This window comes from Amorphus suaedae (assembly GCF_053629675.1).
This window is the reverse complement of sequence record NZ_JBRJIT010000003.1, coordinates 114,566-140,771: the sequence shown is the minus strand read 5'-3', so window position 1 is coordinate 140,771 and position 26,206 is coordinate 114,566. Positions and strand designations below refer to the sequence as shown.

At 71.0% G+C, this 26,206-nt stretch carries 29 protein-coding genes; 19 read left to right on the top strand and 10 right to left on the bottom strand.

Features of this window, described 5'->3' with window-relative positions; translation table 11 throughout:
* Nucleotides 1–124 precede the first annotated feature (124 nt).
* Both AB7M35_RS22095 and AB7M35_RS22090 read right to left on the bottom strand, forming a co-directional pair.
* Nucleotides 125–1,057, bottom strand: coding sequence for an alpha/beta fold hydrolase (locus tag AB7M35_RS22095; protein WP_453962701.1), 933 nt, complete (start codon nt 1,055–1,057; stop codon nt 125–127).
* Nucleotides 1,058–1,185: 128 nt separating this feature from the next.
* Nucleotides 1,186–1,767, bottom strand: coding sequence for a TetR/AcrR family transcriptional regulator (locus AB7M35_RS22090; protein WP_453962700.1), 582 nt, complete (start codon nt 1,765–1,767; stop codon nt 1,186–1,188).
* An 83-nt stretch (nt 1,768–1,850) separates the two neighbouring features.
* Between AB7M35_RS22090 and AB7M35_RS22085 the strand changes: the two genes are divergently transcribed.
* Both AB7M35_RS22085 and AB7M35_RS22080 read left to right on the top strand, forming a co-directional pair.
* The gene (locus tag AB7M35_RS22085) at nt 1,851–3,011 is read left to right on the top strand and encodes a hypothetical protein (RefSeq protein WP_453962698.1); all 1,161 of its coding nucleotides are present in this window, start codon (nt 1,851–1,853) and stop codon (nt 3,009–3,011) included.
* Nucleotides 3,008–3,580 carry a HupE/UreJ family protein gene (locus tag AB7M35_RS22080; protein ID WP_453962697.1) on the top strand — a complete coding sequence of 191 codons (573 nt, stop codon included), beginning with the start codon at nt 3,008–3,010 and terminating at the stop codon, nt 3,578–3,580. The genes AB7M35_RS22085 and AB7M35_RS22080 overlap by 4 nt, the downstream gene beginning before the upstream one ends.
* A gap of 24 nt (nt 3,581–3,604) precedes the next feature.
* Here AB7M35_RS22080 and AB7M35_RS22075 read toward each other — a convergent pair whose 3' ends face one another.
* On the bottom strand, nt 3,605–3,964 hold the full coding sequence (locus tag AB7M35_RS22075; RefSeq protein ID WP_453962695.1) for a YciI family protein: 360 nt from the start codon (nt 3,962–3,964) through the stop codon (nt 3,605–3,607).
* A gap of 57 nt (nt 3,965–4,021) precedes the next feature.
* On the bottom strand, nt 4,022–5,293 hold the full coding sequence (gene purD / locus AB7M35_RS22070; protein ID WP_453962694.1) for a phosphoribosylamine--glycine ligase: 1,272 nt from the start codon (nt 5,291–5,293) through the stop codon (nt 4,022–4,024).
* Between the two features lie 146 nt (nt 5,294–5,439).
* Between purD and ubiA the strand changes: the two genes are divergently transcribed.
* The gene (gene ubiA / locus AB7M35_RS22065) at nt 5,440–6,381 is read left to right on the top strand and encodes a 4-hydroxybenzoate octaprenyltransferase (RefSeq protein ID WP_453962967.1); all 942 of its coding nucleotides are present in this window, start codon (nt 5,440–5,442) and stop codon (nt 6,379–6,381) included.
* A 260-nt stretch (nt 6,382–6,641) separates the two neighbouring features.
* Here the strand turns inward: ubiA and AB7M35_RS22060 are convergent, their stop codons facing one another.
* Nucleotides 6,642–7,211: a DUF6101 family protein gene (locus AB7M35_RS22060; RefSeq protein WP_453962692.1), complete on the bottom strand. Its 570-nt coding sequence runs from the start codon at nt 7,209–7,211 to the stop codon at nt 6,642–6,644.
* Nucleotides 7,212–7,494: 283 nt separating this feature from the next.
* On the opposite strand from AB7M35_RS22060, the gene AB7M35_RS22055 reads away from it, so the two are divergent.
* The 6 genes from AB7M35_RS22055 to lpxK all read left to right on the top strand — a co-directional run bounded on the left by AB7M35_RS22055 (nt 7,495) and on the right by lpxK (nt 13,323).
* On the top strand, nt 7,495–8,838 hold the full coding sequence (locus AB7M35_RS22055; protein WP_453962691.1) for a TldD/PmbA family protein: 1,344 nt from the start codon (nt 7,495–7,497) through the stop codon (nt 8,836–8,838).
* On the top strand, nt 8,825–9,658 hold the full coding sequence (locus AB7M35_RS22050) for a 3'(2'),5'-bisphosphate nucleotidase CysQ (RefSeq protein WP_453962689.1): 834 nt from the start codon (nt 8,825–8,827) through the stop codon (nt 9,656–9,658). Before AB7M35_RS22055 ends, AB7M35_RS22050 begins: the two co-directional genes overlap by 14 nt.
* A gap of 112 nt (nt 9,659–9,770) precedes the next feature.
* The gene (locus AB7M35_RS22045) at nt 9,771–10,022 is read left to right on the top strand and encodes a DUF4170 domain-containing protein (protein WP_453962688.1); all 252 of its coding nucleotides are present in this window, start codon (nt 9,771–9,773) and stop codon (nt 10,020–10,022) included.
* 292 nt (nt 10,023–10,314) lie between these two features.
* The gene (locus tag AB7M35_RS22040) at nt 10,315–11,001 is read left to right on the top strand and encodes a lysophospholipid acyltransferase family protein (protein ID WP_453962687.1); all 687 of its coding nucleotides are present in this window, start codon (nt 10,315–10,317) and stop codon (nt 10,999–11,001) included.
* Nucleotides 10,973–12,325 carry a 3-deoxy-D-manno-octulosonic acid transferase gene (locus AB7M35_RS22035; RefSeq protein WP_453962686.1) on the top strand — a complete coding sequence of 451 codons (1,353 nt, stop codon included), beginning with the start codon at nt 10,973–10,975 and terminating at the stop codon, nt 12,323–12,325. The genes AB7M35_RS22040 and AB7M35_RS22035 overlap by 29 nt, the downstream gene beginning before the upstream one ends.
* On the top strand, nt 12,322–13,323 hold the full coding sequence (lpxK, locus tag AB7M35_RS22030; protein ID WP_453962685.1) for a tetraacyldisaccharide 4'-kinase: 1,002 nt from the start codon (nt 12,322–12,324) through the stop codon (nt 13,321–13,323). Before AB7M35_RS22035 ends, lpxK begins: the two co-directional genes overlap by 4 nt.
* Nucleotides 13,324–13,443: 120 nt before the next feature.
* Here lpxK and AB7M35_RS22025 read toward each other — a convergent pair whose 3' ends face one another.
* From AB7M35_RS22025 to AB7M35_RS22010, 4 genes are all read right to left on the bottom strand, one after another.
* Nucleotides 13,444–13,665 (bottom strand): DUF2093 domain-containing protein, encoded by a 222-nt coding sequence (locus tag AB7M35_RS22025; protein ID WP_453962684.1) that lies wholly within the window; start codon nt 13,663–13,665, stop codon nt 13,444–13,446.
* Between the two features lie 47 nt (nt 13,666–13,712).
* A complete protein-coding gene (locus AB7M35_RS22020; protein ID WP_453962683.1) occupies nt 13,713–14,141 on the bottom strand; it encodes a VOC family protein in 429 nt (142 codons plus the stop codon).
* 55 nt (nt 14,142–14,196) lie between these two features.
* Nucleotides 14,197–15,624 carry a metalloprotease TldD gene (tldD, locus tag AB7M35_RS22015; RefSeq protein WP_453962682.1) on the bottom strand — a complete coding sequence of 476 codons (1,428 nt, stop codon included), beginning with the start codon at nt 15,622–15,624 and terminating at the stop codon, nt 14,197–14,199.
* Between the two features lie 269 nt (nt 15,625–15,893).
* On the bottom strand, nt 15,894–16,424 hold the full coding sequence (locus AB7M35_RS22010; protein ID WP_453962681.1) for an invasion associated locus B family protein: 531 nt from the start codon (nt 16,422–16,424) through the stop codon (nt 15,894–15,896).
* Nucleotides 16,425–17,090: 666 nt separating this feature from the next.
* Between AB7M35_RS22010 and coxB the strand changes: the two genes are divergently transcribed.
* The 10 genes from coxB (at nt 17,091) to AB7M35_RS21960 (ending at nt 25,127) form a co-directional block, all read left to right on the top strand.
* Entirely contained in the window at nt 17,091–17,954 is an 864-nt protein-coding gene (gene coxB, locus AB7M35_RS22005; protein WP_453962680.1) for a cytochrome c oxidase subunit II, read from the top strand.
* Nucleotides 17,955–18,020: 66 nt separating this feature from the next.
* Complete coding sequence (gene ctaD, locus AB7M35_RS22000) at nt 18,021–19,619, top strand: cytochrome c oxidase subunit I (protein WP_453962679.1); 1,599 nt, start codon at nt 18,021–18,023, stop codon at nt 19,617–19,619.
* Nucleotides 19,620–19,756: 137 nt separating this feature from the next.
* Nucleotides 19,757–20,692, top strand: a complete 936-nt coding sequence (locus AB7M35_RS21995) for a heme o synthase (RefSeq protein ID WP_453962678.1) — start codon at nt 19,757–19,759, stop codon at nt 20,690–20,692.
* Between the two features lie 10 nt (nt 20,693–20,702).
* Nucleotides 20,703–20,873, top strand: coding sequence for a hypothetical protein (locus AB7M35_RS21990; protein ID WP_453962677.1), 171 nt, complete (start codon nt 20,703–20,705; stop codon nt 20,871–20,873).
* Between the two features lie 11 nt (nt 20,874–20,884).
* Nucleotides 20,885–21,448 carry a cytochrome c oxidase assembly protein gene (locus tag AB7M35_RS21985; protein ID WP_453962676.1) on the top strand — a complete coding sequence of 188 codons (564 nt, stop codon included), beginning with the start codon at nt 20,885–20,887 and terminating at the stop codon, nt 21,446–21,448.
* A gap of 58 nt (nt 21,449–21,506) precedes the next feature.
* On the top strand, nt 21,507–22,382 hold the full coding sequence (locus AB7M35_RS21980) for a cytochrome c oxidase subunit 3 (RefSeq protein ID WP_453962675.1): 876 nt from the start codon (nt 21,507–21,509) through the stop codon (nt 22,380–22,382).
* A gap of 233 nt (nt 22,383–22,615) precedes the next feature.
* Entirely contained in the window at nt 22,616–23,038 is a 423-nt protein-coding gene (locus AB7M35_RS21975) for a DUF983 domain-containing protein (RefSeq protein ID WP_453962674.1), read from the top strand.
* Nucleotides 23,035–23,835, top strand: a complete 801-nt coding sequence (locus tag AB7M35_RS21970) for an SURF1 family protein (protein WP_453962673.1) — start codon at nt 23,035–23,037, stop codon at nt 23,833–23,835. Before AB7M35_RS21975 ends, AB7M35_RS21970 begins: the two co-directional genes overlap by 4 nt.
* A gap of 290 nt (nt 23,836–24,125) precedes the next feature.
* On the top strand, nt 24,126–24,551 hold the full coding sequence (locus AB7M35_RS21965; RefSeq protein ID WP_453962672.1) for an organic hydroperoxide resistance protein: 426 nt from the start codon (nt 24,126–24,128) through the stop codon (nt 24,549–24,551).
* A 78-nt stretch (nt 24,552–24,629) separates the two neighbouring features.
* Nucleotides 24,630–25,127 (top strand): MarR family winged helix-turn-helix transcriptional regulator, encoded by a 498-nt coding sequence (locus AB7M35_RS21960; protein WP_453962671.1) that lies wholly within the window; start codon nt 24,630–24,632, stop codon nt 25,125–25,127.
* On the opposite strand, the gene AB7M35_RS21955 is transcribed toward AB7M35_RS21960, so the two are convergent.
* Nucleotides 25,128–26,132 (bottom strand): bifunctional riboflavin kinase/FAD synthetase, encoded by a 1,005-nt coding sequence (locus tag AB7M35_RS21955; RefSeq protein ID WP_453962670.1) that lies wholly within the window; start codon nt 26,130–26,132, stop codon nt 25,128–25,130.
* Nucleotides 26,133–26,206 lie beyond the last annotated feature (74 nt).

The following is a 26,206-nucleotide window of genomic DNA, read 5'->3' as shown; positions in this document are numbered from 1 at the left end:
CGCCCGCGCAGCCGTGAGCGCAGCTCATCGGCGTGAGCGAACCATCAGCGCGCGACCGCGCGCCGGCCGGAGGCCGCGCCCGCGCAGCCGTGAGCGCAGCTCATCGGCGTGAGCGCAAAAATACCTATCCGACCTCGGTGCTTCCCGCTTCCTGCGGGTCCTCGAAGAACAGGAGCAGTCCCGCCAGCGTTTCGTCGGGGGCTTCCTCGCAGACGAAATGGCCGCCATCGACCGGCTGGCCGTCGACGCTGTCCGCCCAGTCCTCCCAGATCGTCAGGATGCCCTCGCCGGTGGCCGGGATGCCGTGCGAGCCCCAGATGACGTAGGTCGGCGCGGCGATCTTGCGGCCGGCCTCGGCGTCGTCGCTGTCGGCGTCCCAGTCGGAGGTGGCGCCGGCGCGGTAGTCCTCGCAGGTGGCGTGTATGCGCGGCACCTCGGAATAGAACGCCCGGTAGTGGGCGAGCGCCCGGTCGTCGAAGGCCGACAGGTTGCCCGACTTCGTCCAGCTCGCCAGCGTGTAGTCCTGGTACTGCACCGGCGCGCGGGCGATCAGCAGCTCCGGCATTGGCTCCGGCTGGGCCAGGAACAGCCAGTGATAGGTCTTCATGGCGCGCTTGACGTCGAAGCGGTCCCACATCGCCTTGGTCGGGATCACGTCGAGCACGGCGAGCTTCTCCACCGCCTCGGGAAAGTCGAAGGCGAGCCGGTAGGCGACGCGGGCGCCCCGGTCGTGGCCGGCGATGCGGAAGCGCGGATAGCCCAGCCGGTTCATCACCGCGACGATGTCCTTCGCCATGGCGCGCTTGGAATAGGCGTGCTGGTCGGCGCCGGGGCCGGCGAGCCCGCTCTGGCCGTAGCCGCGCAGGTCCGGCAGCACCACCGTGTAGCGGGTGGCCAGCGCCGGCGCGATCCGGTGCCACATGGCATGGGTCTGGGGGTAGCCGTGCAGGCAGACCAGCGGCGGTCCCTCACCGCCGATCCGGCAGAAGATCTGCGTCCCGTCGCCCTCGATCGTCTCCGAGCGGAAACCGGGAAAGAGCTCGGGGAGAGCGGCCATGGGGTAACCTCGGAGCGTTCGCGGGCAGGGCAGGCGGCGTGATCCGAGCATGGAGGCCGGCCGGTCCCCGCGCAAGGCGCCGCCGACAGGCCGGACGAGGCCGTGGCATTTCTGCCGCGGGCGCGCAATCAGCCGGCGTAGGGCTCCAGCTCGAGCGCCGTCTGGATCAGCCGGCCGAGATGGGCCACCAGGGCTGCCTCGGGCAGCTGCGTCATGGCCGGCAGTTCCAGCACGTAGCGGGTTAGCGCGAAGCCCAGCACCTGGCTCGCCACCAGCGCCGCCTTCCAGTCGCTGTCGCCGCTCGGATCGTAGGCGCGGATGGCCGGGATCACCTGGGAGGCGAACACCCCGCGCATGCGTTCCGAGACCTCCGGCTGGGTCGCCGCCGAGCGCAGCAGCACGCGCAGGCCGGGCGCGGTCAAGGGATCCGTCCACACGACCGTGAAGTGCTTCGCCAGCCGCAGGCCGACGTCGCCAGGGTCCGCTCCCTCCAGGTCCGGCAGCCGGAGGTCGATCCGCGCGGCCGCCGCGAACAGCTGCTCCTTGGAGCCGAAATACCGGATCACGAGCGCCGGGTCGGCCCCGGCCTCGGCGGCGATCTCGCGCACCGACACGCCTGCGTAGCCGGCTTCGGCGAACAGCGCGCGCGCCGCGTCGAGGATCCGCGCGCGGGTGAGGTCGGACTTCTTCGGGTAGGGAGGCCTGGTCATTCCGCAGCTATGTCAACATACGTTGACAAGCGCAAGAGGCGGGCGTATGTCAACAGGCGTTGAAATATACGGGAGTGCCGATCATGAAGCCCCGTTTCGCGTCCCTTCTCGTTTCGCTGTGTGTCGCGGTCACCGCGGTTTCCGCCGCGCTGGCCATCCTCGGGCCCGGCCCCGCGCTGGCGCTCGCCATCCTCACCGGCCTTGCCCTGGCCGGCTGGCTGTGGACGGCGGATGCGCCGCCGGTCGAGGGGCTGCTGTCGCCCTTCCTCGCCATCATCCCGCTCGTGCTGCTGCTCGACTGCCTGCGCTTCGCCGGCGGCTGGGTCCCGCTGCTCGCCGGCCATGCCGGCGCGGGGTTCCGGCCCGGCCTCGATCTCACCGAGGCGCTGTGGTTCCTCGCCTATGTCTGCGCGCCGGCGTCGCTGGTCGCCATCGGCGGCTTCGGGCTCGCCTTGCGCCACCCGCTCGGCGTGCTGATGGCCTGGTGGGCGGCGTTCTGGGCCATCGCCGAGGCGCTGTTCCAGCCGATCATGGGCGGCCTTGGCGGGTGGTCCGCCTTCGATGTCGCCGGCCTCGTCCCCGCCGCCGCGCTTGCGGCCGTCGGCGTGGTGCTGCTCCAGCGTCTGCTCGCGCCGAAGGTCCGCGCCCGGCCGGAGGCGGAGCCGGCATCGCTTCACCGGCGCCGGCTGTGGGCGATCCTCTTCGTCGCGCTGGTGGCGGTCTATGCCGTCACGCTCTACGCGCAGGCCGGGCTGCTGGTGGTCGGCGTCGTCGTGGGCTCCATGATGGGCGGCATGATCGGCTGGTGGAACACCACCTCCCGGCTGCCGGCCGACCCGGCGCGCATCCTGCCGCTGATGCTCCTGATGCTCGGCTTCTTCTACATCCACGTGGGAGAGGAGACGGTCACCGGCTTCCATCAGGCGATCGCCGCGCTCACCGGCGGCACCTGGCCCGAGCACGATTTCCTGCTCATCATCGCGCTCGCCGGCCCGGCGATCTGGTTCTTCGCCAGCTGGAGCCTGTGGCAGCGCCAGGCGTTCGGCAATTTCGTGCTGTGGTTCCTGGTCGTCGGCATGATCCTCGGCGAGCCGGCCCACGTGCTGGTCTTTCCGGTGGTGTTCGCGATCCAGCACGGCGGCGGCTACGCCTACTTCTCCGGCATGTACACGGCGCTGTTCGCCATGATCCCGGCGATCCTGATCCTGGCGGAGCTGCTGCGCACCCGCCGGCAGGCCGCATGAGCGGGCGCCATCTGGCCTGGGCGGCCGGCCTCGCCGCGCTGGCGCCGGGGCCGGCGCTCGCCCACGGCTTCGCCGGCAGCGGCTGGCTGCATCCGCTCACCGGTCCCGATCACATGCTGGCGATGGTGCTGGTCGGCGCCTGGAGCGCCCAGCTCGGCGGCCGCGCCCTGTGGACGGTACCCGCCGCCTTCGTGGCCGCCATGGCGGCCGGCGCACTGGCCGCCCGGCCCGGCGTCGTGCTGCCGGGAACCGAGATCGCGGTGGCGCTGTCGAGCGTCGCCCTCGGGACGGCCGTGGCGCTCGCGCGTCCGGTCGCGGTGCCGCTCGCGGCCACCGCGACGCTGGCCTTCGGCCTCGCCCATGGCGCCGCCCACGGGGTCGAGGCCCCCGTCGCCGCCGGCTGGAGCTACCTTTTCGGCTTTCTCGTCACCACCGCCGGCCTGCACATCGCAGGCCTCGCCGGCGCCAGCCTGCTGCTCGACCAGGCGCGCGGCGTCTCCGCCCTCAGGGTGCTGGGCACCGGCTCGGTGCTCGCCGGCGGCGTGTTCCTGATCGCCGCCGCGGGCTGAACCCGCGGCCCGCCGGATCGCGCGCTAGGCGAAATCGGCCTCTTCGTACAACGGCCGGATTTCGAGCTCGCTCGGGCCGGGCATCGGGTTCGGGCAGCGCTTGGCCCATTCCACCGCCTCGGCCAGGTCCTTCACGTTCCAGATCCAGAAACCGGCGACGAGCTCGCGCGTCTGCGCGAACGGCCCGTCGATCACCGTGCGGCCCGGCCCGTCGAAGGCGATCCGCTTGCCCCGGGAGGACGGCTTCAGGCCGTCGCCCGTCACCAGCAGGCCGGCGTTCGCCAGCTCTTCGTTGAACTTGCCCATGGCCTCGAGAAGCCCCGGCTCCGGCATCCTGCCTTCCTCGGACTCTTCCGTCGCCTTCACCAACACCATCACGCGCATCGCATCCTCTCCCTTCGGGGCTGGTGGCGGGATGCTACGCCCGATCGGGCGCGGCGCCTACGTCCTCCGGCCGATGGCCCTGGCGCCGATGTCGCGGCGGCAGAAGCCGCCCGGCCAGTCGATCCGGTCGACCGCGGCGTAGGCCCGGTCGCGGGCCTCTTCGATGGTGGCGGCCCTGGCGGTGACGGCGAGCACGCGCCCGCCCTTCGCCACCAGCCGGTCGCCGTCGCGCGCCGTGCCGGCATGGAAGACAACCGTGTCGGGACCGTCGATCCCGGCGATGCCGCCGATCTCCGAGCCGTTCTGCACCGGGCCCGGATAGCCGTTCGCCGCCATCACCACGGTGAGCGCCGGCTCGTCCGACCAGGCGACCGTTTCGCCGGCGAGCCGGCCTTCGGCGGCGGCGAGCAGCAGCGCCGCCAGGTCGCTTTCCAGCCGCATCATCAGCACCTGGCACTCCGGATCGCCGAAGCGGACGTTGTACTCGATCAGCTCCGGGCCCTTGGCCGTGATCATCAGCCCGGCATAGAGCACGCCCTTCACCGGGGTGCCGCGCGCCTTCATGGCCGCCACCGTCGGCTCGACGATCTCGCGCATGGTGCGGTCGATCATCGCGTCGGTCATCACCGGCGCCGGCGAATAGGCGCCCATGCCGCCGGTGTTCGGCCCCTCGTCGCCGTCGAAGGCGCGCTTGTGGTCCTGGGCGGTGGCGAGCGCCACCACGGTCTCGCCGTCGGTAACGGCAAAGAAGCTCGCCTCCTCGCCGACCAGCTTTTCCTCCAGCACCACCTCGGCGCCGGCCGCGCCGAACGTGCCGGCGAAGCAGGCCTCGATGGCGGCGACGGCCTCGTCCATGGTCTCGGCGACGACGACGCCCTTGCCGGCGGCGAGCCCGTCGGCCTTGACCACGATCGGCGCGCCCATCGCCTCGAGCGCCGCCAGCGCGTCCGCGCGGCTCGCCGCGCGCCGGTAGGCAGCGGTGGGGATGTGCGCCTCGGTGCACAGTTCCTTGGTGAACGCCTTGGAGCCCTCCAGCGCGCTCGCCGCCTTCGAGGGGCCGAAGGCGCGGATGCCGGCCTCCTCCAGCGCGTCGACGAGCCCCGCCACCAGCGGCGCCTCCGGGCCGACCACCACCAGGCCGATGTCGTTGTCGCGGCAGAACGCGATCACCGCGGCGTGGTCGTCGGCGGCCAGCGGCGCGGTTTCGGCGATCTCCGCGATGCCGGCGTTGCCGGGCGCCACGATCAGCCGGTCGGTGAGGGGAGACTTCAGCAGCGCCCAGGCAAGCGCATGTTCGCGGCCGCCGCCACCGATCAGGAGTATGTTCATGGCCCGCGCGTCCGCCTTCTCGTCATGTCCCGGATGTGTCCGCGCCGCGTTTAGCATCGCCTCCCGGTCCGGTCGAGCCGCTTGACCCGAAGCCGGGCGTGGGCGATGTCCGCACCGTCCACCCCGCCAACGGCCGGAGCCTGTCGATGATCGAAAGCGCCTCCCTTCCCGACACCGTCAGGGGCCACTGGGTCGAGCGCTGGTCGCCCGCGTGGTTCCTGCCCTATGCGCGGATGGCGCGGCTGGAGCGGCCGATCGGCTGGCAGCTGCTGCTGTGGCCGTGCTGGTGGTCGCTGGCGCTGGCGAGCGACGCGGCGGGGCGGGCCTGGCCGAGCCCCTGGTACTGGCTGCTGTTCCTGATCGGCGCGGTCGCCATGCGCGGCGCCGGCTGCGTCTTCAACGACATCGTCGACCGCGATCTCGACGCGCGGGTCTACCGCACCCGCGGCCGGCCGATCCCGTCGGGCCAGGTGACGCCGCGCCAGGCGGCCGTGTTCATGCTGGTCCTCTGCCTGATCGGGCTGGCGGTGCTGCTGCAGTTCAACCTCACCACCATCGTCACCGGCATCGCCTCGCTGGTGGTGGTGGCGATCTACCCGTTCATGAAGCGGATCACCTACTGGCCGCAGTTCGTGCTCGGCCTCGCCTTCTCGTGGGGGGCGTTCCTGGGCTGGACGGCGGTGTTCGGATCGCTCGGCTGGCCGGCGCTCGGCGTCTACGTTGCGTCGATCCTGTGGACGATCTTCTACGACACCATCTACGCCCACCAGGACACCGAGGACGACGTGCTGGTCGGCATCAAGTCGACGGCGCTCTTGTTCGGGGAGCGCACCAAGCCGATCCTGTCGGCGTTCGGGGCGGGGGCGGTGCTGGTGCTGGCGGCGTCCTGCGCGTGGGCGGGCGTCGGTCCGCTGGCCTATCTGGGGCTCGCCGGCTTCGCCGGCCACCTCGCCTGGCAGGTGAAGGTGCTCGACACGACGAGCTCGCCGGTCTGCCTCCGGCTGTTCCGTTCCAACTGGCACGCCGGCTGGTTCTTCTTCGCCGGCCTCGTCGCCGATGCGCTGGTCCGGAACGGCGGGTTTTTCTGAGTGGGTCTTTCTTTCCCCTCACGCCGAGTTCGCTGGCGCTCACCGGCTCCGGGTGGGCGGCCTGACCGGCCGTCGGACAGTCGTCCTCTGGGGAAGCATTCGTGCGAGCCCGAAATGGGTTGCCTCGCAAAATCCGGTTTCCAGCCATCCTGACCACCTAGGGCCTGGCCGGACACCACCAGCAGCGCGCGACCGCGCGCCGGCCGGTCAGGCCGCGCTCGCGCAGCCATGAGCGCAGTGAATTGGCGTGAGCGAAAACATCAATTCCGCGCGATGATCTCGCGCTCTTCGCTGTAGACCCGCGGCGCGCCGGGCGTGCCGGCGGTCCGGCGCCGGGCGAAGCGCGAACGGCGGCCGACCAGCGCCGAGCCCTTGCGGCGGGGCGACGGCTTCTCTGCGAACACGGCGCCGATGCGGTCGAGGCGGGCCGACACGCCGCCGGCCTGGTCGAGCACCAGCAGCGGCCGGTCGAGGGCGGCGCCCCAGGCGCGCCAGGCGGCGCCGATCTCGGCGGTGCAGGTGCCGGTCGCCAGCGGCACCGACAGGGTCGGGTCCGGGTGGCACAGCGTCAGCTGGAACACCGGTCCGGTCGCCGCGTCGCGCACCGCGCTGACGGCCACGCCGTGATAGGCGGCCATCGGCACCACCGCGGTGTCCGTGCCCTCCGGTCCGACGCGGCGGATCAGCGCGCGGTCCTGATCGAGGTGGACATGCAGCGTCGCGTCGTCGACGTCGACGGTGAACTTCGCCGGGACCTTGCACGCTCCGGCGTGGTGGTCGACCGCTGCATCGAGGACGCCCGCCTGCGTCTCATGAAGGGCCTGGATCATAACGCATCTCCTGTTGGTGCGGCCGGCGTCTTGGGCGTGCCGGTCCGCGTCCTATGGAGAGGACTATAGCGCCGCCGCTTTTCGGCCCCATTAAACGCCGCGTTGCAATGCCGGGGATCACGGGAACCTTTCCTAAACCAAGTCCGCCCGCCCGCACCCCGCCGCCGGCGCGGCTTGCACACGCGCCGGACGGTCCGTACATGACGGTCAGCCGAGCCTTCGGCGGCCGCGGCCTCTCCCCGGCGGCCGCCTCCCATGCCACGCTCCGACCGACAGGACCCCCATGACCGATGCGACCGACCTTTCCGCGCTGACCGAGGTTGCCGACCGGCTGGTCGCCGCGGCACGCGCCGCCGGCGCCGACGCGGCCGATGCGGTCGTCGTTCACGGCACGGCGCTGTCGGTCTCGGTGCGCGAGGGCAAGGTGGAGGAGACCGAGCGGGCCGAATCCGCCGATCTCGGCCTGCGCGTCTTCGCCGGCCGCCGCTCGGCCGTCGTCTCCGCCAACCTCACCGAGGACCCGAAGGCGCTCGCCGAACGGGCCGTGGCGATGGCGCGGGTCGCGCCGGAGGATCCGTTCGCCGGGCTCGCCGATCCGGCCCGACTCGGCCGCTCCGACGCCGACCTCGACCTGGAGGACGCCGACCTCCCGGACGCTGCCGCGCTCACCGCCTCCGCGCACCGCCTCGAGCGCGCGATGACCGACGTCGCCGGCGTCACCCGGTCCGGCGGCACCTCGGCCTCCATGTCCACCGGCGGCATCGTGCTGGTCACCTCCGAGGGCTTCTCCGACGGCTACCGCGCCACCCGCCACGGCCGCTCGGCCTCGGCGATCGCCGGCGACGGCTCGCGGATGGAGCGCGACTACTGGGGCGAGGGGCGGGTCCACCTCGCCGACATGCCGGACGATGCGTCGATCGGCACCCGCGCCGGCGAGCGCGCCGTGCGCCGCCTGGAGCCGGAAAAGCTCACCACCCGCAAGGCCGCGGTGGTGTTCGAGCCGCGCGTCGCCACCAGCCTGGTCGGCCATCTGCTCGGCGCGGTCAACGGCTCGTCCATCGCCCGCAAGACGAGCTTCCTGCGCAGCCGCATGGGCGAGAAGATCTTCGCCGACGGCATCCGCATCTCCGACGACCCGTTCCGCCGCCGCGGCATCGCCTCGCGCCCGTTCGACGGCGAGGGCGTCCCCGGCGAGGCGTTCGACATCATCGAGGACGGCGTCCTGCGGCGCTGGCTGCTCGATTCCGCCACCGCCCGCGAGCTTGGACTTGAGACCAACGGCCGCGCCCGGCGCGGCGTCGGCTCGCCCGGCCCCGGCAGCACCAACGTCACGCTGCACGCCGGCACCCGCTCGCCGGAGGACATGATGCGCGACATCGGCGAGGGGCTGCTGGTGACCGAGCTCATCGGCCACGGCGTCAACCTCGTCACCGGCGACTATTCGCGCGGCGCCGCCGGCTTCTGGATCGAGAACGGCAAGATCGCCTACCCGGTCAGCGAGATCACCATCGCCGGCAAGCTCGACGACATGTTCGCGCGCATGATGGTGGCGAACGACCTGGAGGAAACCCGTACCGTGAACGCGCCGACGGTCGCCATCGAGGACATGACGATTGCCGGACGCTGACGCCATCTCGCCGATCGCCCATCTCGACGCCGACGTGGCGCTGCTGGAGACGGCCGCGCGCGCGGCCGGCCGGATCGCGCTCGGCTTCTTCGAGACCGATCTGAAGCGCTGGACCAAGGGCGACGAGTCGCCGGTCACCGAGGCCGACATCGCCGTCGACACCTATCTGCGCGAGACCCTCGGCGCGGCCCGGCCGGACTACGGCTGGCTGTCGGAGGAGACCGCCGACACCGCCGACCGGTTCGACCGGCGCACCCTGTTCGTGGTCGACCCCATCGACGGCACCCGCGCCTTCATCCGCGGCGCCGACGAATGGACCATCAGCCTCGCAGTCGTCACCGACGGTCGCCCGGTCGCCGCCGCAGTCTTCTGCCCGCGCCACGACGAGATGTTCGTCGCCGCCGCGGGCCATGGCGCCTGGCTGGGCGCGGAGCGCATGGAAGCCGGCCGCAGGCCCGGCCTCTCGGGGGCCCAGATCGCCGGTCCGCGCAAGGTCATGGCCCACCAGGCGGCGACCGACGCCGGCCTCGTCTCGGTGCCGTTCGTGCCGTCGCTCGCCTACCGTCTGGCCCTCGTCGCGGCGGGCCGTCTGGACGGTGCCGCGTCGACCCGCGGTCCCTGCGATTGGGACCTTGCGGGCGCCGACCTTTTGGTGCACGAAGCCGGTGGCCGCCTGTCGCAGCTGTCCGGAGATCCCCTGCTCTACAATCGGGAGCACCCGGTCCATCCTCCGATCGCCGCATCGGGCGAGCCGCTTCACGAAGCCTTGCTGGCGTTGCTGGAAGTGACGCTGGCGGATCGGTCTACAGCGCAGGCGTAACCCCAGTTTTCGGCCCGTATCCGGCTCCGAGCCATCGGAATCGATCGTGGTCATGCGTCCGGGTCGGTCGGGACCCGACCCATCGTGATCCAAAGCGCGCAAGGATGGTCAGATGAACGAAGGCACCAAGCCGAAGCAGCTCCTCCATCTCGTCTTCGGCGGCGAGCTGACCCACGTCGACGGCCTGGAATTCCGGGACCTCAACCGTCTCGACATCGTCGGCATCTATCCGGACTACAAGTCGGCCTACGACGTCTGGCGCGGCAAGGCCCAGGCCTCCGTCGACAACGCGCTGATGCGCTACTTCATCGTGCACATGCACCGGCTGCTCGATCCCGAGGCGGGAGACGACCCGGCGCACTGACGGCGTAGGGCGGCGCGGCCGCGGGCGTTCCCGATCGGGCAGCGGTCGGGGCGCTTCGACCTGATCGGCCGCGTCCGCGCGATGCCGGTCCGGTTCCCCGTTCAGACCGCTTCGATCTGAACGGTTTATGCGTTAGGAACGGCGCAGGCGGCGCCCGCTCCCGGCATCCACCGGCCGGTCCGGAATGCCTGAACAAGAATGGCCTCAGCGGGTCCGTCCGGTCGATGTCGGTGCGGATCGCGTTGCGGGCGCCAGAACAGGCAGGTCTCTCGAGACGATGTGGAAACGCTTGATGCGCTCGGAGAGGGCCCGGCGCGCGCTCGGTCTCTCGATGGCCAACTATCTCAGCTTCGTTCACCGGACGAACCGGCTCGCGCTTGAGCCGGAAACGATGGTCGAGGATGCGGCTCCGCACCTGCCGGCGATCGTCGCCATGTGGCACGGCCAGCATTTCATGTTGCCGTTCGCGCGCCCCAAGAACTGGACCGACTGCCGGGTGATGATCTCGCGCTCGGCCGATGGCGACGTCAACGCCATCGCCGCCGCGCATCTGGGGCTGGGCCTGATCCGCGCCTCCGGCGGCCGCAACGCCGCGCAGATCAAGAAGCGCCATGGCGTGCGCGGCTTCCTGCAGGCGATGACCGCGCTGGAGGAGGGGGCGGTCGTGGCGCTGACCGCCGATGTGCCGAAGGGCCCCGCCCGCGTCGCCGGTGACGGCATCGTCCAGCTCGCCGGCCGCTCCGGCCGGCCGGTGATCCCGGTGGCCTACGCCACCAGCCGCCGCATCAACCTCAATTCCTGGGACAAGGCCACGGTGAACCTCCCGTTCGGCCGCGCCGCCATCGTCTGCGGCGAGCCGATCTACATCGGGCGCGACCTCTCCGATGCCGCGCTCGCCGAGGGCCGCAAGCGCATCGAGGACGGTCTCAACGGCGTCACCGAGCGCGCCTATGCCATCGTGGACCGGCATGCGGGCTGACGCGATCCTCTACACGATCTGGCGGGGCGTCTCGCGCGCCGCGCGGCCCTTCCTGCAGGTGCTGCTGGCGCTGCGCGTGCGCCGCGGCAAGGAGGATCCGGAGCGGCTGGCGGAGCGGCGCGGCCGGCCCTCGCTGCCGCGTCCCGAGGGCGACCTCGTCTGGATCCACTGCGCCAGCGTCGGCGAGACCAACGCGGTGCTGCCGCTCATCGAGCGCCTCGTCGCCCGCGATCTCAACGTGCTTCTCACCACCACCACCGTGACCGCCTCGCGGGTCGCTGCCAGCCGCCTGCCGGCCGGCGCGGTTCACCAGTTCGCCGCCCTCGACGTGGTCACCTATCTCCACCGGTTCCTGCGCCACTGGCGGCCGACCCTGGCGCTTTTCGTGGAATCGGAGCTCTGGCCGATCGCGCTCGACGAGCTCGCCCGCGCCGGCATCCCGAGGATCGTCGTCAACGGCCGCATGTCGAAGCGTTCGGCGCGCGGCTGGTCGCGCTTTCCGCTCGTCCACCGGGCGATCTTCGGGCGCATCACCGAGGTGTTCGCCCAGTCGCCCGCCGACGCCGACCGGTTCCGGGCGCTCGGCGTCGGCAAGGTGCGCGACGTCGGCAACATGAAGTACGACGGCGACGCCCTGGCCGCCGATCCGGAGGCGCTGGAGGGGCTGCGCGCTGCCCTGGGCGAGCGTCCGCGCTGGCTCGCCGCCTCCACCCATCCGGGCGAGGAGGATCTCGTCGCCGCCGCCCACGCCCGCCTTGCCGGCCGCTGGCCGGGCCTCGTGACGCTTCTGGTGCCACGCCATCCCAACCGCGGAACGGAGCTGCGCGACAGCCTCGCCGCCGCCGGGCACGCGGTGGCGCTGCGCTCGGCCGGCGATCCGCTGCCCGAGGCCGGCGGCATCTACATCGCCGACACCATCGGCGAGCTCGGCCTGTTCTTCCGCACCGCCGCCGTCGTGCTGATGGGCGGCTCGCTGGTGGAGAAGGGCGGCCAGAACCCGATCGAGCCGGGCCGGCTCGGCTGCGCGGTGGTCGTCGGCCCGCACACGGAGAACTTCGCGGCCGTCTACCAGACGCTGCTTGCGGCAGGCGGCGCGGTGTCGGTCGCCGATGTCGACGGCCTCATCGCCACCGTCGACCGGCTGCTCGCCGATCCGGAGGAGGCGGCCACCATCGCCGAGGCCGGCGCCCAGGTGGCGCTCGCCCAGGGCGGCGCGGTGGAGCGGACGATGACGGCGCTGGACGACTATCTGGGCGGACCGGATGCGACGCCGGCCGGCGTCGTGCCCTCCGGCTCCCCGGTCGGCGCGGGACCGGTCCGGTGACACGCTCCGCCCCCCGCTTCTGGTGGGAGGGAGGCGCCGCCGGCGTCCTGCTCGCGCCGCTGGGGGCGCTGGTCGGCTTCGTCGCCGGGCGCCGCCTGCGCCTGCCGGCGGGCGGCCGTCTCGCGATCCCGGTGATCTGCATCGGCAACCCCACCGTCGGCGGCTCCGGCAAGACCCCCACCGCCATCGCCGTCGCCGACATGCTGCGCGCGGCGGGCCACGCGCCGGCCTTCCTGCTGCGCGGCTACGGCGGCCGGCTGGCCGGGCCGGTGCTGGTGGATCTCGACGCGCACATGGCCGAGGATGTCGGCGACGAGGCGCTGCTGCTCGCCCGTCACGCGCCCACCGTCGTCTCCCGCGACCGGCTGGCCGGCGGCAGGCTGCTGGAGCGTTCCGGCGCCGGCGTCGTGGTCATGGACGACGGCTTCCAGAACCCCGGTCTGCACAAGGACGTCTCGGTGCTGGTGATCGATGCCGCGGTCGGCGTCGGCAACGGCCGCGTCACCCCCGCCGGTCCGCTGCGCGCGGCGCTCGCCCCCCAGCTTGCCCGGGCGGACGCGGTGATCCTGGTGGGGTCGGGGACGCGCGGCGACGCCGTTGCCGGACAGGCGCGACAGGGTGGCCTGCCGGTGCTCCGGGCACGTCTGGCACCGGTGGCGGAGGAGGGGTTCGCCGGCCTGCGGGTGCTGCTGTTCGCCGGCATCGGCCGCCCGGAAAAGGTGGCCGCGACGCTGGCGGAGGCGGGTGCGGAGGTGGTGCGGCTGGAGGCGTTTCCCGACCATCACCCCTTCACCGAGGCGGACGCCGAACGGCTGCTCGGGCGCGCCGCCCGGGAGCGGCTGGCGCTGGTGACGACGGAGAAGGATCTGGCGCGGCTGGCGGGGTCCGAGGGCGCACGCGGCCGGCTGGCCGAGGCCGCCCGGCCGATCGCGGTGGACCTGCGCTTCGAAGATCCGGACGCCGTGCGCGCCGTCCTGGCGAAGGCCGTCTCAGACTAGGTGCAGAACGGGGGAAAGGGGTGCGAGGTCAGGTCTCCCCCAGCGCGCGACTGCGCGCCGGCCAGAGGCCGCGTTCGCGCAGCGCGAGCAACGCGAGCCGGCGTGAGCGGCAAGAGAATCCTAGTTCCCCGCCTTCAGCGCCTGGTGCCGGCTCAGCGCCGCGGCGCCGTCCACATAGGCTTCCTGCAGGTCGACGTTCCAGTAGCGCAGCTCGTCCAGCGGGATCGCCCGGCCGGTCACCGCGCAGCGCACGAAGCCGCCCGGCGCGATCACCTGGAAGTCGCCATCCAGATAGCGCACGCGCGCCTCGCCATCGGGCTTGCCGGGAGTGTGGCGGTTCATGGCAGGTGTCTCTCTTCAGGGTCTCGCGCCGCCCTTGCCGGCGGAGATCAGGAGGTCGCGAACAGGCTGCCGAGGTCGGCGAAGGCCTTGAACTCAAGCGCGTTGCCCGACGGATCGCGCAGGAACATGGTCGACTGTTCGCCCGGCTGGCCCTTGAAGCGGGTGCGCGGCTCGATCACCCAGTCGATGCCCTCGGCGGCCTTCAGGCGGTCGCGCAGCTTGTCCCAGGCCTCGGGGGTGAGCACCACGCCGAAGTGCGGCACCGGCACGTGGTCGCCGTCGACCGGGTTCACGTGCGGCGTCGCGTCCATGCCGGGATCGAGATGGGCGACGATCTGGTGGCCGAACAGGTCGAAGTCGATCCAGGTCGTGTCCTCGCGGCCGGTGCCGCAGCCGAGCGGGCCGGTGTAGAAGGCGCGCGCGGCCTCCAGGTCGTGGACCGGAAAGGCGATGTGGAAGGGCGTCAGTTCGGCCATCGGAGGCTCCACGGGTGTGCCGGTCCCGGACGCGGGACCGCTGGATCTCTGGGCTTTAGGCCTGGGTGCCGCCCACCGTCAAGCCGTCGATGCGGATGGTCGGCTGGCCGACGCCGACCGGCACGCCCTGGCCCTGCTTGCCGCAGGTGCCGATGCCGGGGTCGAGCTTCATGTCGGATCCGACCATGCGGATGCGGGTGAGCGCGTCGGCGCCGTTGCCGATCAGCATCGCGCCCTTCACCGGTTCGCCGATCTTGCCGTCCCTGAGCCGGTAGGCCTCGGTGCAGGAGAACACGAACTTGCCGGAGGTGATGTCGACCTGGCCGCCGCCGAACGACACCATGTAGAGCCCGTCCTTCACCGAGCCCAGGATCTCCGCCGGGTCGTGGTCGCCGCCGCGCATGTAGGTGTTGGTCATCCGCGGCATCGGCACGTGGGCGTAGGATTCGCGGCGCCCGTTGCCGGTGGGCACCATGCCCATCAGCCGGGCGTTCTGGCGGTCCTGCATGTAGCCGACCAGCCGGCCGTTCTCGATCAGCACCGTCTCGTGGGTCGGGGTGCCCTCGTCGTCCACCGTCAGCGAGCCGCGGCGGCCGGGGATGGTGCCGTCGTCGACCACCGTCACGCCCTCCGACGCCACCTTCTCGCCCATCAGGTCGGCGAACGCCGAGCTCTTGCGGCGGTTGAAGTCGCCTTCCAGCCCGTGGCCGACGGCCTCGTGCAGCAGGATGCCGGGCCAGCCGGCGCCGAGCACGATGTCGAAGGTGCCGGCCGGGGCCGGGGCGGCGTCGAGGTTGACCAGCGCCTGGCGCAGCGCCTCGTCGATGGCGAAGCCCCACTGCGCCTCGCTGATGTAGTGCTCGAAGCCCTCGCGGCCGCCGAGGCCGTAGGAGCCGGTCTCCTGGCGGTCGCCGTCGCCGACGACCACGGAGACCGAGAGCCGCACCAGCGGGCGGATGTCGCGCACATGGTGGCCGTCGCCGCGTAGGATCTCGACCACCTGCCACGAGCCGCCGAGCGACACCGTCACCTGGCGCACCCGCGGATCGCGGTCGCGGGCGGCGGCGTCGATGCGCTCGAGCAGCTTCACCTTGTCCTCGAAGGACGGCGCGCCGAGCGGGTTGGTGGCCTCGTAGAGGCGCCGGTTGGTGCCCGGCGGCGGCGCGGCGTACTCGGCGCCGTGATAGCCGTTCTTCACCTGGCGGACGGCGTCGGCGGCGCGGGCAAGCGCTGCCTCCGACACCTCGCCGGAGTGGGCGTAGCCGACCGCCTCGCCGGCCACCGCGCGCAGGCCGAAGCCGTGGGCGGTGTCGAAGGTCGCCGACTTGAGGCGCCCGTTGTCGAAGACGAGGCCCTCCGACTGGCGGTATTCCAGGAACAGCTCGCCGTCGTCGGCGCCGGACACGGTGTCGCCGACCAGCGCGGTCACCTTTTCCGGCGACAGGCCTGCGGCGGCGATGAGGTCCGGGGCGGTGTCGGTCATCAGGTCCTCCAGGAAGCGGATGCGCCGCGCGACGCGCGCGGGCGGCCCGGGCGTGTCGCCGCGGGGGGAACCGGCCGTGCCGGTCGTTGCGCTCTATGTGGCGCGCCCGGGCGCGGCTGCCAACCCCGGCCTGCGTCCGCCACGGCGCCTGCGCAGCGCCTCGGCGCCGCTCACCGATGGCGCGGACGGGGCCGCCTCTGCGGTCGAGGCGGTCATACGGTCTCGGGCAAGGCGCCCGGCCCGCGCGGGCCGAAGCGCCGGCGGGCGGCCTACGGGAGCGCCTTGAAGCCGTCGGAGAAGCCGTTCAGCGAGATCGGGATGCCGATGCCTTCTTCCGGCGTCTGGAAGATGATGAAGGTGGCGGTCGAGCCGGCCTCGAACTTGCCGAGCAGGGTGTCGTCCAGCATCACCTCGGCGACGCAGCCGTTCGGCAGGCAGCGCACGAAGCCGGCGCGGCCGACATCCTCGTCGTCAATGGTCAGGCCGAGGCCCGACGGCAGCAGCACGCCCAGCGGCGCCAGCACGCGCAGGATGCGGCCGTCCTTGTCGGCGGTGTGCAGCACGATCACCGTCAGGCCGACGTTCTCGCGGTCCTCGGCGGTCACGTTCTGGATGAGAGCGCACTGCTCCCCTTGCGCGCCGGGCGGGGTGTCGCACCGGATCTGCCAGTCGCCGTGACTGGACTTCACCTGTCCCTGTGCGCTGGCGGGCGCGGCGGACAGGACGGAAAGGCACAGGCCCAGTGCCGCTGCGACCCAGGCGATTCGCGGCAGGTGAAGGGAGAACGTGTCAGCTTTCATACTTGGTCTCATTCCGTCGGCTTGAGGACTGACGATCTTGTTAGCGCATTGGTCCGCTTTTGCCGACCGCAGGTTCGCCACCCCCCGTGGGGCGGCATTGCCGTGAGAGCCCGTCCGTGCTTCGTACGGGCGGAACCCTGCCCGATCCGGCGTCGGTCGAAAAGCCTGCTGTTGCTTTGGAACGCGATGAAGGCGCGTTGATGGCAGGCACCGGGCGCGCGCGGCCGGTCCGCGCGGCGCGCGCCGGCGGCTTTTTTTTGGGCGTGGCGTTTCGTCTCGGGGCGTGCGAGAGAGTTCCGGGTGTATAAGTTGGAGCTGTTTTAAGGCCCGTGTGCACAATGCGCCCGGCGGGTGCTTTTCATCCGGCGGCGGCTGAGACATAACGGGGGCGCGGTCGCGCCCGGCCGCTGCGCCATGAGCGCGGACCGGGGCGACGGGCCGGTGCCGGCGGGTGCGGCGGAAACGTCGATGCCGCCTGCCCGGGTTGCGAGGCGACCGAACCCCTGGATACCGTTCGACGGGCCCGAGACCCGCGACGGCGACGGAAGCGAGATTCGAATGCGAGACGAGGTGTCGACCGCGATGAAGTGTGGGGCAACAGTAAGGAGTTGGGCCGCTCGGGCCGGGATCGCGGCGATCGCCGCGGCCGCTCCGTTGGGTGGAGCCATGGCCGCCCAGCCGCAGCCGTGGGAGATGCGCTTCCAGCCCGCGGCCACCGACGTGATGGCCAGCATCACCTGGTTCGGCAACTACACCCTCGTGCTGATGGTGCTTGTCGTCCTGCTGGTTCTCGGCCTGCTGCTCTACTGCGCCTGGCGCTTCTCCGAGCATCGCAATCCGGTCGCGTCGAAGACCTCCCACAACACCATGATCGAGGTGCTGTGGACCGTGCTGCCGGTGCTCGTGCTGGTGGCGATCGCGGTGCCCTCCTTCCGTCTTCTCTTCTACCAGACCACCATTCCGGAAGCCGACCTCACGGTGAAGGCGACCGGCTATCAGTGGTACTGGGGCTACAGCTACCCGGATGAGCAGTACGAGGGGATCGAATTCTCCTCCTACATCCTGCAGGGCAGCGACCTCGAGGACTACCGCAAGCAGCACAACCTGACCGCCCAGCAGGCGCCGCGCCTGCTGTCCGTCGACGTGGACATGGTCGTTCCCGTCAACAAGGTCGTGCGGATGCAGATCACCTCCGCCGACGTGCTGCATTCGTTCGCGATGCCGTCCTTTGGCGTCAAGATCGACGCCGTTCCCGGCCGCCTGAACGAGACCTGGTTCAAGGCGGAGAAGACCGGCACCTACTTCGGCCAGTGCTCGGAGCTTTGCGGCCAGAGCCACGCCTTCATGCCCATCGTCATCCGGGTGGTCGAGCAGGACCAGTTCGATGCGTGGGCCGCGGCGGCCAAGGAGGACATCCAGAAAGCCAACGACATGGTTCTCGCCTGGCAGGTGGACGACCGGCGCAAGATCGCTGACCAGGCGACCGTGCGACAGGTCGCCTCGACCGCCGCTGGCGTGACCGCCGAGTAAGGGATCGACCGACGCTCGGCCGCGCTGGGTCGCAGGCCGGACGGGATCGACAAGGAGATTGGTACGATGACCACCACTGTCGCTGACGCCGCTCATGCCCATCCGACCGGATGGCGGCGCTGGGTCTATTCCACGAACCACAAAGACATCGGTACGATGTACCTGATCTTCGCGATGATGGCGGGGGTTATCGGCGGTGGCCTGTCCATCGCCATGCGTGCCGAGCTGCAGTCACCGGGCATGCAGATCTTCGGCAGCGCGGAGATGTACAACGTCTTCACCACCTCGCACGGCCTGATCATGATCTTCTTCATGGTGATGCCGGCGCTGATCGGTGGGTTCGGCAACTGGTTCGTGCCGATCATGATCGGAGCGCCCGACATGGCGTTCCCGCGCATGAACAACATCTCCTTCTGGCTGCTGCCGGCGTCGTTCTCGCTGCTGCTGATCTCGCTGTTCGTCCCGGGCGCGCCCGGCTCCAACGGCTTCGGCGGCGGCTGGACGGCCTATCCGCCGCTGTCCTCCTCGCTGGGCAACCCCGGCCCGGCGATGGACTTCGGCATCCTGTCGCTGCATCTGGCCGGCGCGTCCTCGATCCTCGGTGCCATCAACTTCATCACCACGATCCTGAACATGCGCGCCCCGGGCATGACGCTCCACAAGATGCCGCTGTTCGCGTGGTCGGTGCTGGTGACGGCGTTCCTGCTGCTGCTGTCGCTGCCGGTCCTCGCCGGCGCGATCACCATGCTTTTGACCGACCGCAACTTCGCCACCTCGTTCTTCGATCCGGCGGGCGGCGGTGACCCGATCCTGTTCCAGCACCTGTTCTGGTTCTTCGGCCACCCCGAGGTGTACATCCTGATCCTGCCGGCCTTCGGCATCATCAGCCACGTCGTGTCGACGTTCTCCCGCAAGCCGGTGTTCGGCTACGTCGGCATGGCCTACGCCATGGTCGCCATCGGCGTCATCGGCTTCGTCGTGTGGGCGCACCACATGTACACCGTCGGCCTGTCGGCCGACACGCAGGCCTACTTCGTGTTCGCCACCATGGTGATCGCGGTGCCGACGGGCGTGAAGGTGTTCTCGTGGATCGCCACCATGTGGGGCGGCTCGATCTCCTTCCGCACCCCGATGCTGTGGGCGATGGGCTTCATCTTCCTGTTCACCCTCGGCGGCGTGACGGGCGTGCAGCTCGCCAATGCCGGCCTCGACCGGGCCATGCACGACACCTACTTCGTGGTGGCGCATTTCCACTACGTGCTGTCGATGGGCGCCGTGTTCGGCATCTTCGCCGCCTGGTACTACTGGTTCCCGAAGATGTCGGGCTACATGTACAACGAGACGATCGGCAAGGCGCACTTCTGGCTCACCTTCGTCGGCGTGAACCTGATCTTCTTCCCGCAGCACTTCCTGGGCGTCTCCGGCATGCCGCGCCGCTACGCCGACTATCCGGATGCGTTCGCGGGCTGGAACTTCGTCTCGTCGATGGGCTCCTACCTCTCGGGCATCGCGCTGCTGGTGTTCTTCTTCGGCATCTTCGAGGCGTTCTCGCGCAAGCGGGTCGCCGGCGACAATCCGTGGGGTGCCGGTGCGACGACGCTGGAATGGACCCTGACGTCGCCGCCGCCGTTCCACCAGTTCGAGACGCTGCCGCGGATCAAGTAGTCCGCGTCGCCGGTGTCCTTCCGGTCCGGAGGCGGTAACCGCCCCCGGACCGAGACAACCCCGATCCGATCCCCCACGGCGCCGGCACGGTCCGGTGTCGTGCAACGACCAATTCGAAGGGACGAAACACCCTCGTCATGGTGACAGTCGCCTCCACGCCGTCCATGGACGTCGCCTCGCCCCTGCTGGGAGCGGACGCCTCCGTCGAAGACTATTTCGCGCTGCTCAAGCCGCGGGTGATGTCGCTCGTCGTGTTCACCGCGCTCGTCGGCATGGCGATCGCGCCGTCCGGCGGCCTGCATCCGGTGCTGGCGGCGATCTCGCTGCTGGCCATCGCGGTCGGCTCCGGCGCGTCGGGCGCCCTCAACATGTGGTGGGACGCCGACATCGACGCGGTGATGGAGCGGACCAAGAACCGCCCGGTCGCCGCCGGCCGCATCGCGCCGCACGCGGCGCTCGCCTTCGGCATCGCGCTCTCGGTGGGCTCGGTGCTGGTGCTCGGCCTGACCGCCAACTGGGTCGCCGCCGGGCTGCTCGCCTTCACCATCTGGTTCTACGCCTATTTCTATACGGTCATCCTGAAGCGCCGCACGGTGCAGAACATCGTCATCGGCGGTGCCGCCGGCGCGTTCCCGCCGGTGATCGGCTGGGCCGCCATGACCGGCGACGTCGCCGTCGCGCCGCTGGTGCTGTTCGCCATCATCTTCCTGTGGACCCCGCCGCACTTCTGGGCGCTGGCGATCCTCAAGAACGACGACTACAGCCGCGCCGGCGTGCCGATGATGCCGGTGGTCGCCGGTGCCGCCGCCACGCGCCGCCAGATGCTGCTCTACGTGCTGGCGCTGCTGCCGGTGGGCGTGCTGCCCTACTTCCTCGGCTTCGCCGGCTACGTCTATCTCGGCGTCTCCACGGTGTTCGGCGCGCTGTTCCTGATGTCGTCGGTCAACGTGCTGCGCCATCAGGAAGGTCCGCGCGCCGACCGCGCCTGCGGCCAGATGTTCGCCTTCTCGATCCTCTATCTGTTCGTCCTTTTCGCCACGATCCTGGCGGAGCGGCTCCTCGGTCTGGCCTGAGCGGGGCGGCATGAACGACGACAACAAGCCCGAAGACGGCATCCAGCTCACCGAGGCGCAGAAGCGGCGGCGCCGCTCGCGCTCGATCGCCATCGCCGTCGGCCTGGGCGCGCTGGTCTTTCTGTTCTACCTGATCACCATCTTCCGCATGGGGTCGGGCGTGGCCGTACGGCCGCTTTAGCGGAGAGGCGGATGGGCGCGGGGCCGACACACGGACGGGGCAGGCGGATCCTTCGCGGGGTCGCCGTCGCGTGTGCGGTGATCGGGGTCGGCGCGATCGCTGCCGCGGTGATGGGCGTGCCGACCGAGCGGGTGCTCGCCGGTGCCCGTGCCTACGACGCCGTCACGCTGCGCTTCGACGCGGTGGTCGACCGCAAGCTGCCGTGGAAGGTCCGGCCGGTGGAGCCGGAGATCCGGCTGCCGGTCGGCCAGGTCGTCGACATCGAATACGAGGTGCAGAACCTCGCCTCACGGCCGACCGCGGCCGTCGCCACCTACACGATCGGCCCGGACGTGGCCGGCGTCTACGTGTCCAAGCTCGACTGCTTCTGTCGCGAGGAGCAGGATCTTGGCGCGGGCGAGCGGCGGCTGGTCACGGTGACCTTGTTCGTGGATCCCGAGATCCGCCAGGACGAGGCGGCCGGCAAGGCCGGGGCGATCACCTTGTCGTATACCTTCTTCCCGGTCGCCGGGCCGGACGAAGGAAACAGGGCTGCCAGGGCCGAAACTCTGGCGAAGCCGACGCGTCAGTTGTAAGAAACGTTCGAAACCGGACCCGGAACGGGCAGACAGGACGAAGGATCGGGACGAATCGATGGCCCACGCGCACCAGAAAGACCACGACTATCACCTCGTCGATCCGAGCCCGTGGCCGGTCATCGGCTCGTTCGGGGCGTTCGTAGCCGCCTTCGGTGCGATTGCGCTGTTCCGCTGGCACAAGGGCGAGGACCTCATCGTCTTCGGCCTCGACACCGGCGGCTGGGGCATCTTCGCCATCGGCATGGCCATCGTGCTCTACACGATGTTCGGCTGGTGGTCCTCGACCATCCGCGAATCGCTCGGCGGCGACCACACCCGCGTGGTGAAGCTGCACCTGCGCTACGGCATGATCCTGTTCATCGCCTCGGAGGTGATGTTCTTCGTCGCGTGGTTCTGGGCCTACTTCGATGCGGCGCTCTTCGTCGACGCGCCGATCGAGTTCCTGAAGCTGGAGCACACCGGCGGCGTCTGGCCGCCGATCGGTGTCGAGACCTTCGACCCGTGGCACCTGCCGCTGCTCAACACCCTCATCCTGCTGACCTCGGGCACCACCGTCACCTGGGCCCACCACGCGCTGCTGCACGATGACCGCGAGGGCCTGAAGTGGGGCCTGCTGCTCACCGTCGTCCTCGGCATGTTCTTCACGCTGGGCCAGTACGTCGAGTACTCCGAGGCGCAGTTCGCCTTCGCCGGTTCGATCTACGGATCGACCTTCTTCATGGCGACCGGCTTCCACGGCTTCCACGTCATCGTCGGCACCATCTTCCTGGCGATCTGCCTGCTCAGGGCGCTGTCGGGACACTTCAACAAGGACCACCACTTCGGCTTCGAGGCTGCCGCCTGGTACTGGCACTTCGTCGACGTGGTCTGGCTGTTCCTGTTCGCCTGCATCTACATCTGGGGCGCGTCGGTCCACACCTTCAACGCCTGACGCGGCATCGGGCCGGGGCGGGGTGCCCACGGTCCGTCCCGGACGATGCGACACGAGATCGAGGAACGCGGCGCATGCGCCGCGTTTCCCGTTTCTGGGGCGGAATGGATAGGAAAGTTCGCCGGCTTTCCGCCCGCATCCCGCTCCCCAATCGGGCGCGCGACAATCGGTCGGATTGCTGCGGCCGGCCCGTTGCGGTCTGACCGGGACCTGCTCTGAGGAGGCTGCGCACCATGAGTGACGAGGCGACACCGGGCGCATCGGCCCCCCGGCCCGGCCGCAAGCCGCGCTCCTACCCGCCGCTGCCCGCGACCCAGACCGGCATGGCCGGCCGCTGCCCGCGCTGCGGCGAGGGCAGGCTGTTCAGCGGCTTCCTGGAGACGGCCGACTCCTGCAAGGTCTGCGGCCTCGACTTCAAGTTCATCGATTCCGGCGACGGCCCCGCGGTGTTCGTCATCCTCATCGTCGGCTTCCTGGTGGTCGGCCTGGCGCTGATGATGGAGGTGCTGTGGCAGCCTCCGCTGTGGCTGCAGATGCTCATCCTCGGCCCGCTGACCATCGGCCTGTCGCTCGGCATGATCCGGCCGCTGAAGGGCGTCCTGATCGCCCGCCAGTACCAGATGAAGGCCGCCGAGGGGCGGGTGGAGGAAGCGTGAGCGCCGCCGCGCCCGGCTCCGCGCCGCGCGAGGCCGCGCGGCCGCTGCGCGGGCTCCTGTGGCCGACGCTCGCCACCCTGGTGGCGCTTGCGATCCTCGTCTCGCTCGGCAGCTGGCAGGTCCACCGCCTCGCCTGGAAGGAGGGGCTGATCGCCGCCGCCACCAGCCGCAGCGTCGCCGATCCGGTGCCGGCGCCCGGCCCGTCCGAATGGGCCGGCCTCAAGGAGGATCAGTGGATCTACCGGCGCGTCTCCGTGACCGGCCACTACGGTCCCGGCGAGCTCCACGTGTTCATGGCGCTCAGCGAGCCCAACGGCCCGCTCGGCGGCCCGGGCTACCTGGTGTTCGCGCCGTTCGTCACTGACGCCGGCTGGACGCTGCTGGTCGACCGCGGCTTCGTGCCCATCGACCGCAAGGACCCGGCCACGCGTCCCGGCCCGCCGGCGGGCGAGGTCACCATCGAGGGCCTGATGCGCCACGGCGAGCAGCAGGCCTTCTTCACGCCGGCGCCGGACCTCCAGAAGAACGAATGGATCGTCCGCGACCTGCCGGTGATGGACGCGGCGCTGGATCTCGATCCGGGCACCACGGCCCCCTACTACGTGTCGCTGGTCGCCTCCCAGACGCCGCCAGGCGGCCTGCCCCAGGCCGGCGAGACGCCGCTCACCTTCGCCAACAGCCACCTCCAGTACGCCGTCACCTGGTACGGCCTCGCCGTCGTGCTGGTGTTCGTCTACGCCGCCTTCGCCTGGCGCCGCCTGCGGCCGGCGAACGACGAAGCGCCGGACGCCGACTGAGCGCCAACAGGGCTGTCGCGCATCGGGGGCACTCCCCGCGCGGCCCGCGGCTCGCCTGCAGTGGCGCGCGCCGCCGGGACCTGCCCTCCGACGTCTTCGCTCCTCTTCTCCCGAGACCCCGTGCGCCGGCGCGTAGCGTCCGCCGGTGGACGCTTCTTCGCGTCGCTTATTTCGGTCTCAACCCCGCGAAGCCCGCCTCCCGACGAAATTTCATCGGGCCCTCTTGCGCCTATTAAATTATGCACAATATCATTGTGCATAATTCAACTCGGCATCAGGAGATCCCGGCCATGAGCACGCTTTATTCCACCACCGTCACCGCCGTCGGCGGCCGCAACGGCCACATCAAGAGCCAGGACGGCCTGCTGGAGGCCGATGTCGCCATGCCCGAGGCCCTCGGCGGCAAGGGCGGCGCCACCAACCCGGAACAGCTGTTCGCGGCCGGCTACGCCGCCTGCTTCGGCAGCGCAGTCATCCACGTCTCGCGGGCCGGCAACGTGAAGCTCAAGGACGACGCCGTCGGCGTCGAGGCGACCGTCGGGCTGTCGCCCAAGGACGGCGGCGGCTTCCAGCTCTCCGTCGCCCTCGACGTGAAGATCGCCGGCGTCGACCAGCAGGCCGCCGAGGCGCTGGTGGAGGCGGCCCACAAGGCCTGCCCCTACTCCAACGCGGTGCGCGGCAACGTTGACGTGGCGCTCAGCGTCACCGCAGTCTGAGACTTGACCACGACGACGGCCGGACCCCCTTCCCGCGATCCCATGGACCGCGGGGCGGGGCCGGCCCGGGAGGCGACCATGCCGGACGATGACGACGATCCCCTGCGCCTCGACCGGCAGGTCTGCTTCCCGCTCTACGCGGCGACGAACCTGATCACCCGGCTCTACCGGCCGATCCTCGCCGCCCTCGGGCTCACCTATCCGCAGTACCTGGTGATGCTGGTGCTCTGGGAGGGGACGCCCCGCAGCGTCGGCGACCTCGGCCGGGCGCTCTACCTCGATTCCGGCACGCTCACGCCGCTCCTCAAGCGCCTCGAGCAGGCGGGCCTGGTCACGCGCCGGCGCGATCCGGCCGACGAACGGCGGGTGCTGGTCGACCTGACGGAGGAGGGCCGCGCGCTCAGGGCGCGGGCGGAAAGCGTGCCGGCGACGATGGCCGAGGGGTTCGATGTCGATCCGGAGGCGCTCGACCGCCTGCGCGAGACCGTCCGTGCGCTGGTCGACACCCTGGGCAGCCATGCGGCCCTCGCCCGGATCGCCGGCGAACCAGCTACGGAGGGCGACCCGGAGCGCTGATCAGGCACCGCCGAACGACAGCGTCCGGTCCAGCTCCGACAGCGGCGTCGCCGCGGCAAGCAGCGCCTTCGCGCGGGCGCTGTCGTCGTCCATCTGGGCGATCAGCGCCTCCACCCCGTCGAAGCGCAGCTCCGGCCGCAGGAACGCGAACACCGAGATCCTGAGGGCGCGGCCGTAGAGGTCGCCGTCGAAGCCGAACAGGAACGTCTCGAACAGCGGCGCGCCGTCGTCGAACATCGGCCGCCGGCCGAAGCTCGCCACCCCGTCGTAGACCGCGCCGTCCACCCGCACCCGCACGGCGTAGACGCCGTGGCGCAGCCCGCACGAGGGCTCCAGCGCGATGTTGGCGGTCGGGTAGCCCAGCGTCCGGCCGCGCTTGTCGCCGTGCACCACCTCACCGACCACCAGCCAGCGATAGCCCAGAAGTCGCGCCGCCGCCTCCGGCGCGCCGGCCTCCAGGGCGGCGCGGATGCGGGTCGAGGAGATCGGCTCGCCGCCCTCGTCGACGCGCGCCTCGACCACCTCGACGTCGAAGCCGTCGGTCTCGCCGCGCGCCAGCAGGAAGTCCGGCGTGCCGGCCCGCGCCTTGCCGAAATGGAAGTTGTAGCCCACCACCGCGCCGCGGATGTCGAGCCGCTCGCGCAGGATGCCGTCGACGAAGGCGTCGGCCGTGGTGCCGGCCAGCTCGGCGCCGAACGGCACCACCACCATGCCGTCCAGCCCCAGCGCTTCCAGCACGATGGCGCGCTCGGCCGGCGGCGTCAGCCGGAACACCGGCTGGTCGGGGCGGAAATAGGCGCGCGGATGCGGCTCGAAGGTCAGCAGCACCGCCGGCCCGCCCAGCGCGTCGGCCTTGGCGCGGGCAACCGCCAGCACCTCCTGGTGGCCCCGGTGCACGCCGTCGAAGTTGCCGATGGCGGCGACGCCGCCGCGCAGGCGCGGCGCGACCGCGTCGATGGGTGAGGTGAACGGGCCGTCCGGGAGGTCGGGGGAGGAGAAACTCATCAGATGCGCGAACCGGTGCGTTGGATCATGCCGGATCCGTCACCGGCCGCCGGAAGCTGCCGAGCGCGCGGCTC

What these genes read in the sequence shown, in the direction of transcription:
- AB7M35_RS21955 (WP_453962670.1), bottom strand. Translation starts at nt 26,132, where the DNA reads ATGAGTTTCTCCTCCCCCGACCTCCCGGACGGCCCGTTCACCTCACCC.
- ctaD (WP_453962679.1), top strand. Translation starts at nt 18,021, where the DNA reads ATGACCACCACTGTCGCTGACGCCGCTCATGCCCATCCGACCGGATGG.
- AB7M35_RS22025 (WP_453962684.1), bottom strand. Translation starts at nt 13,665, where the DNA reads ATGAACCGCCACACTCCCGGCAAGCCCGATGGCGAGGCGCGCGTGCGC.
- AB7M35_RS21960 (WP_453962671.1), top strand. Translation starts at nt 24,630, where the DNA reads ATGCCGGACGATGACGACGATCCCCTGCGCCTCGACCGGCAGGTCTGC.
- AB7M35_RS22095 (WP_453962701.1), bottom strand. Translation starts at nt 1,057, where the DNA reads ATGGCCGCTCTCCCCGAGCTCTTTCCCGGTTTCCGCTCGGAGACGATC.
- coxB (WP_453962680.1), top strand. Translation starts at nt 17,091, where the DNA reads ATGGCCGCCCAGCCGCAGCCGTGGGAGATGCGCTTCCAGCCCGCGGCC.
- AB7M35_RS22010 (WP_453962681.1), bottom strand. Translation starts at nt 16,424, where the DNA reads ATGAAAGCTGACACGTTCTCCCTTCACCTGCCGCGAATCGCCTGGGTC.
- AB7M35_RS21965 (WP_453962672.1), top strand. Translation starts at nt 24,126, where the DNA reads ATGAGCACGCTTTATTCCACCACCGTCACCGCCGTCGGCGGCCGCAAC.
- AB7M35_RS22045 (WP_453962688.1), top strand. Translation starts at nt 9,771, where the DNA reads ATGAACGAAGGCACCAAGCCGAAGCAGCTCCTCCATCTCGTCTTCGGC.
- ubiA (WP_453962967.1), top strand. Translation starts at nt 5,440, where the DNA reads ATGATCGAAAGCGCCTCCCTTCCCGACACCGTCAGGGGCCACTGGGTC.
- AB7M35_RS22035 (WP_453962686.1), top strand. Translation starts at nt 10,973, where the DNA reads ATGCCATCGTGGACCGGCATGCGGGCTGACGCGATCCTCTACACGATC.
- AB7M35_RS21975 (WP_453962674.1), top strand. Translation starts at nt 22,616, where the DNA reads ATGAGTGACGAGGCGACACCGGGCGCATCGGCCCCCCGGCCCGGCCGC.
- tldD (WP_453962682.1), bottom strand. Translation starts at nt 15,624, where the DNA reads ATGACCGACACCGCCCCGGACCTCATCGCCGCCGCAGGCCTGTCGCCG.
- AB7M35_RS22020 (WP_453962683.1), bottom strand. Translation starts at nt 14,141, where the DNA reads ATGGCCGAACTGACGCCCTTCCACATCGCCTTTCCGGTCCACGACCTG.
- AB7M35_RS22085 (WP_453962698.1), top strand. Translation starts at nt 1,851, where the DNA reads ATGAAGCCCCGTTTCGCGTCCCTTCTCGTTTCGCTGTGTGTCGCGGTC.
- AB7M35_RS22080 (WP_453962697.1), top strand. Translation starts at nt 3,008, where the DNA reads ATGAGCGGGCGCCATCTGGCCTGGGCGGCCGGCCTCGCCGCGCTGGCG.
- AB7M35_RS22055 (WP_453962691.1), top strand. Translation starts at nt 7,495, where the DNA reads ATGACCGATGCGACCGACCTTTCCGCGCTGACCGAGGTTGCCGACCGG.
- AB7M35_RS22075 (WP_453962695.1), bottom strand. Translation starts at nt 3,964, where the DNA reads ATGCGCGTGATGGTGTTGGTGAAGGCGACGGAAGAGTCCGAGGAAGGC.
- AB7M35_RS21985 (WP_453962676.1), top strand. Translation starts at nt 20,885, where the DNA reads ATGGGCGCGGGGCCGACACACGGACGGGGCAGGCGGATCCTTCGCGGG.
- AB7M35_RS22090 (WP_453962700.1), bottom strand. Translation starts at nt 1,767, where the DNA reads ATGACCAGGCCTCCCTACCCGAAGAAGTCCGACCTCACCCGCGCGCGG.
- AB7M35_RS22040 (WP_453962687.1), top strand. Translation starts at nt 10,315, where the DNA reads ATGCGCTCGGAGAGGGCCCGGCGCGCGCTCGGTCTCTCGATGGCCAAC.
- AB7M35_RS22060 (WP_453962692.1), bottom strand. Translation starts at nt 7,211, where the DNA reads ATGATCCAGGCCCTTCATGAGACGCAGGCGGGCGTCCTCGATGCAGCG.
- AB7M35_RS21990 (WP_453962677.1), top strand. Translation starts at nt 20,703, where the DNA reads ATGAACGACGACAACAAGCCCGAAGACGGCATCCAGCTCACCGAGGCG.
- AB7M35_RS21995 (WP_453962678.1), top strand. Translation starts at nt 19,757, where the DNA reads ATGGTGACAGTCGCCTCCACGCCGTCCATGGACGTCGCCTCGCCCCTG.
- purD (WP_453962694.1), bottom strand. Translation starts at nt 5,293, where the DNA reads ATGAACATACTCCTGATCGGTGGCGGCGGCCGCGAACATGCGCTTGCC.
- AB7M35_RS21980 (WP_453962675.1), top strand. Translation starts at nt 21,507, where the DNA reads ATGGCCCACGCGCACCAGAAAGACCACGACTATCACCTCGTCGATCCG.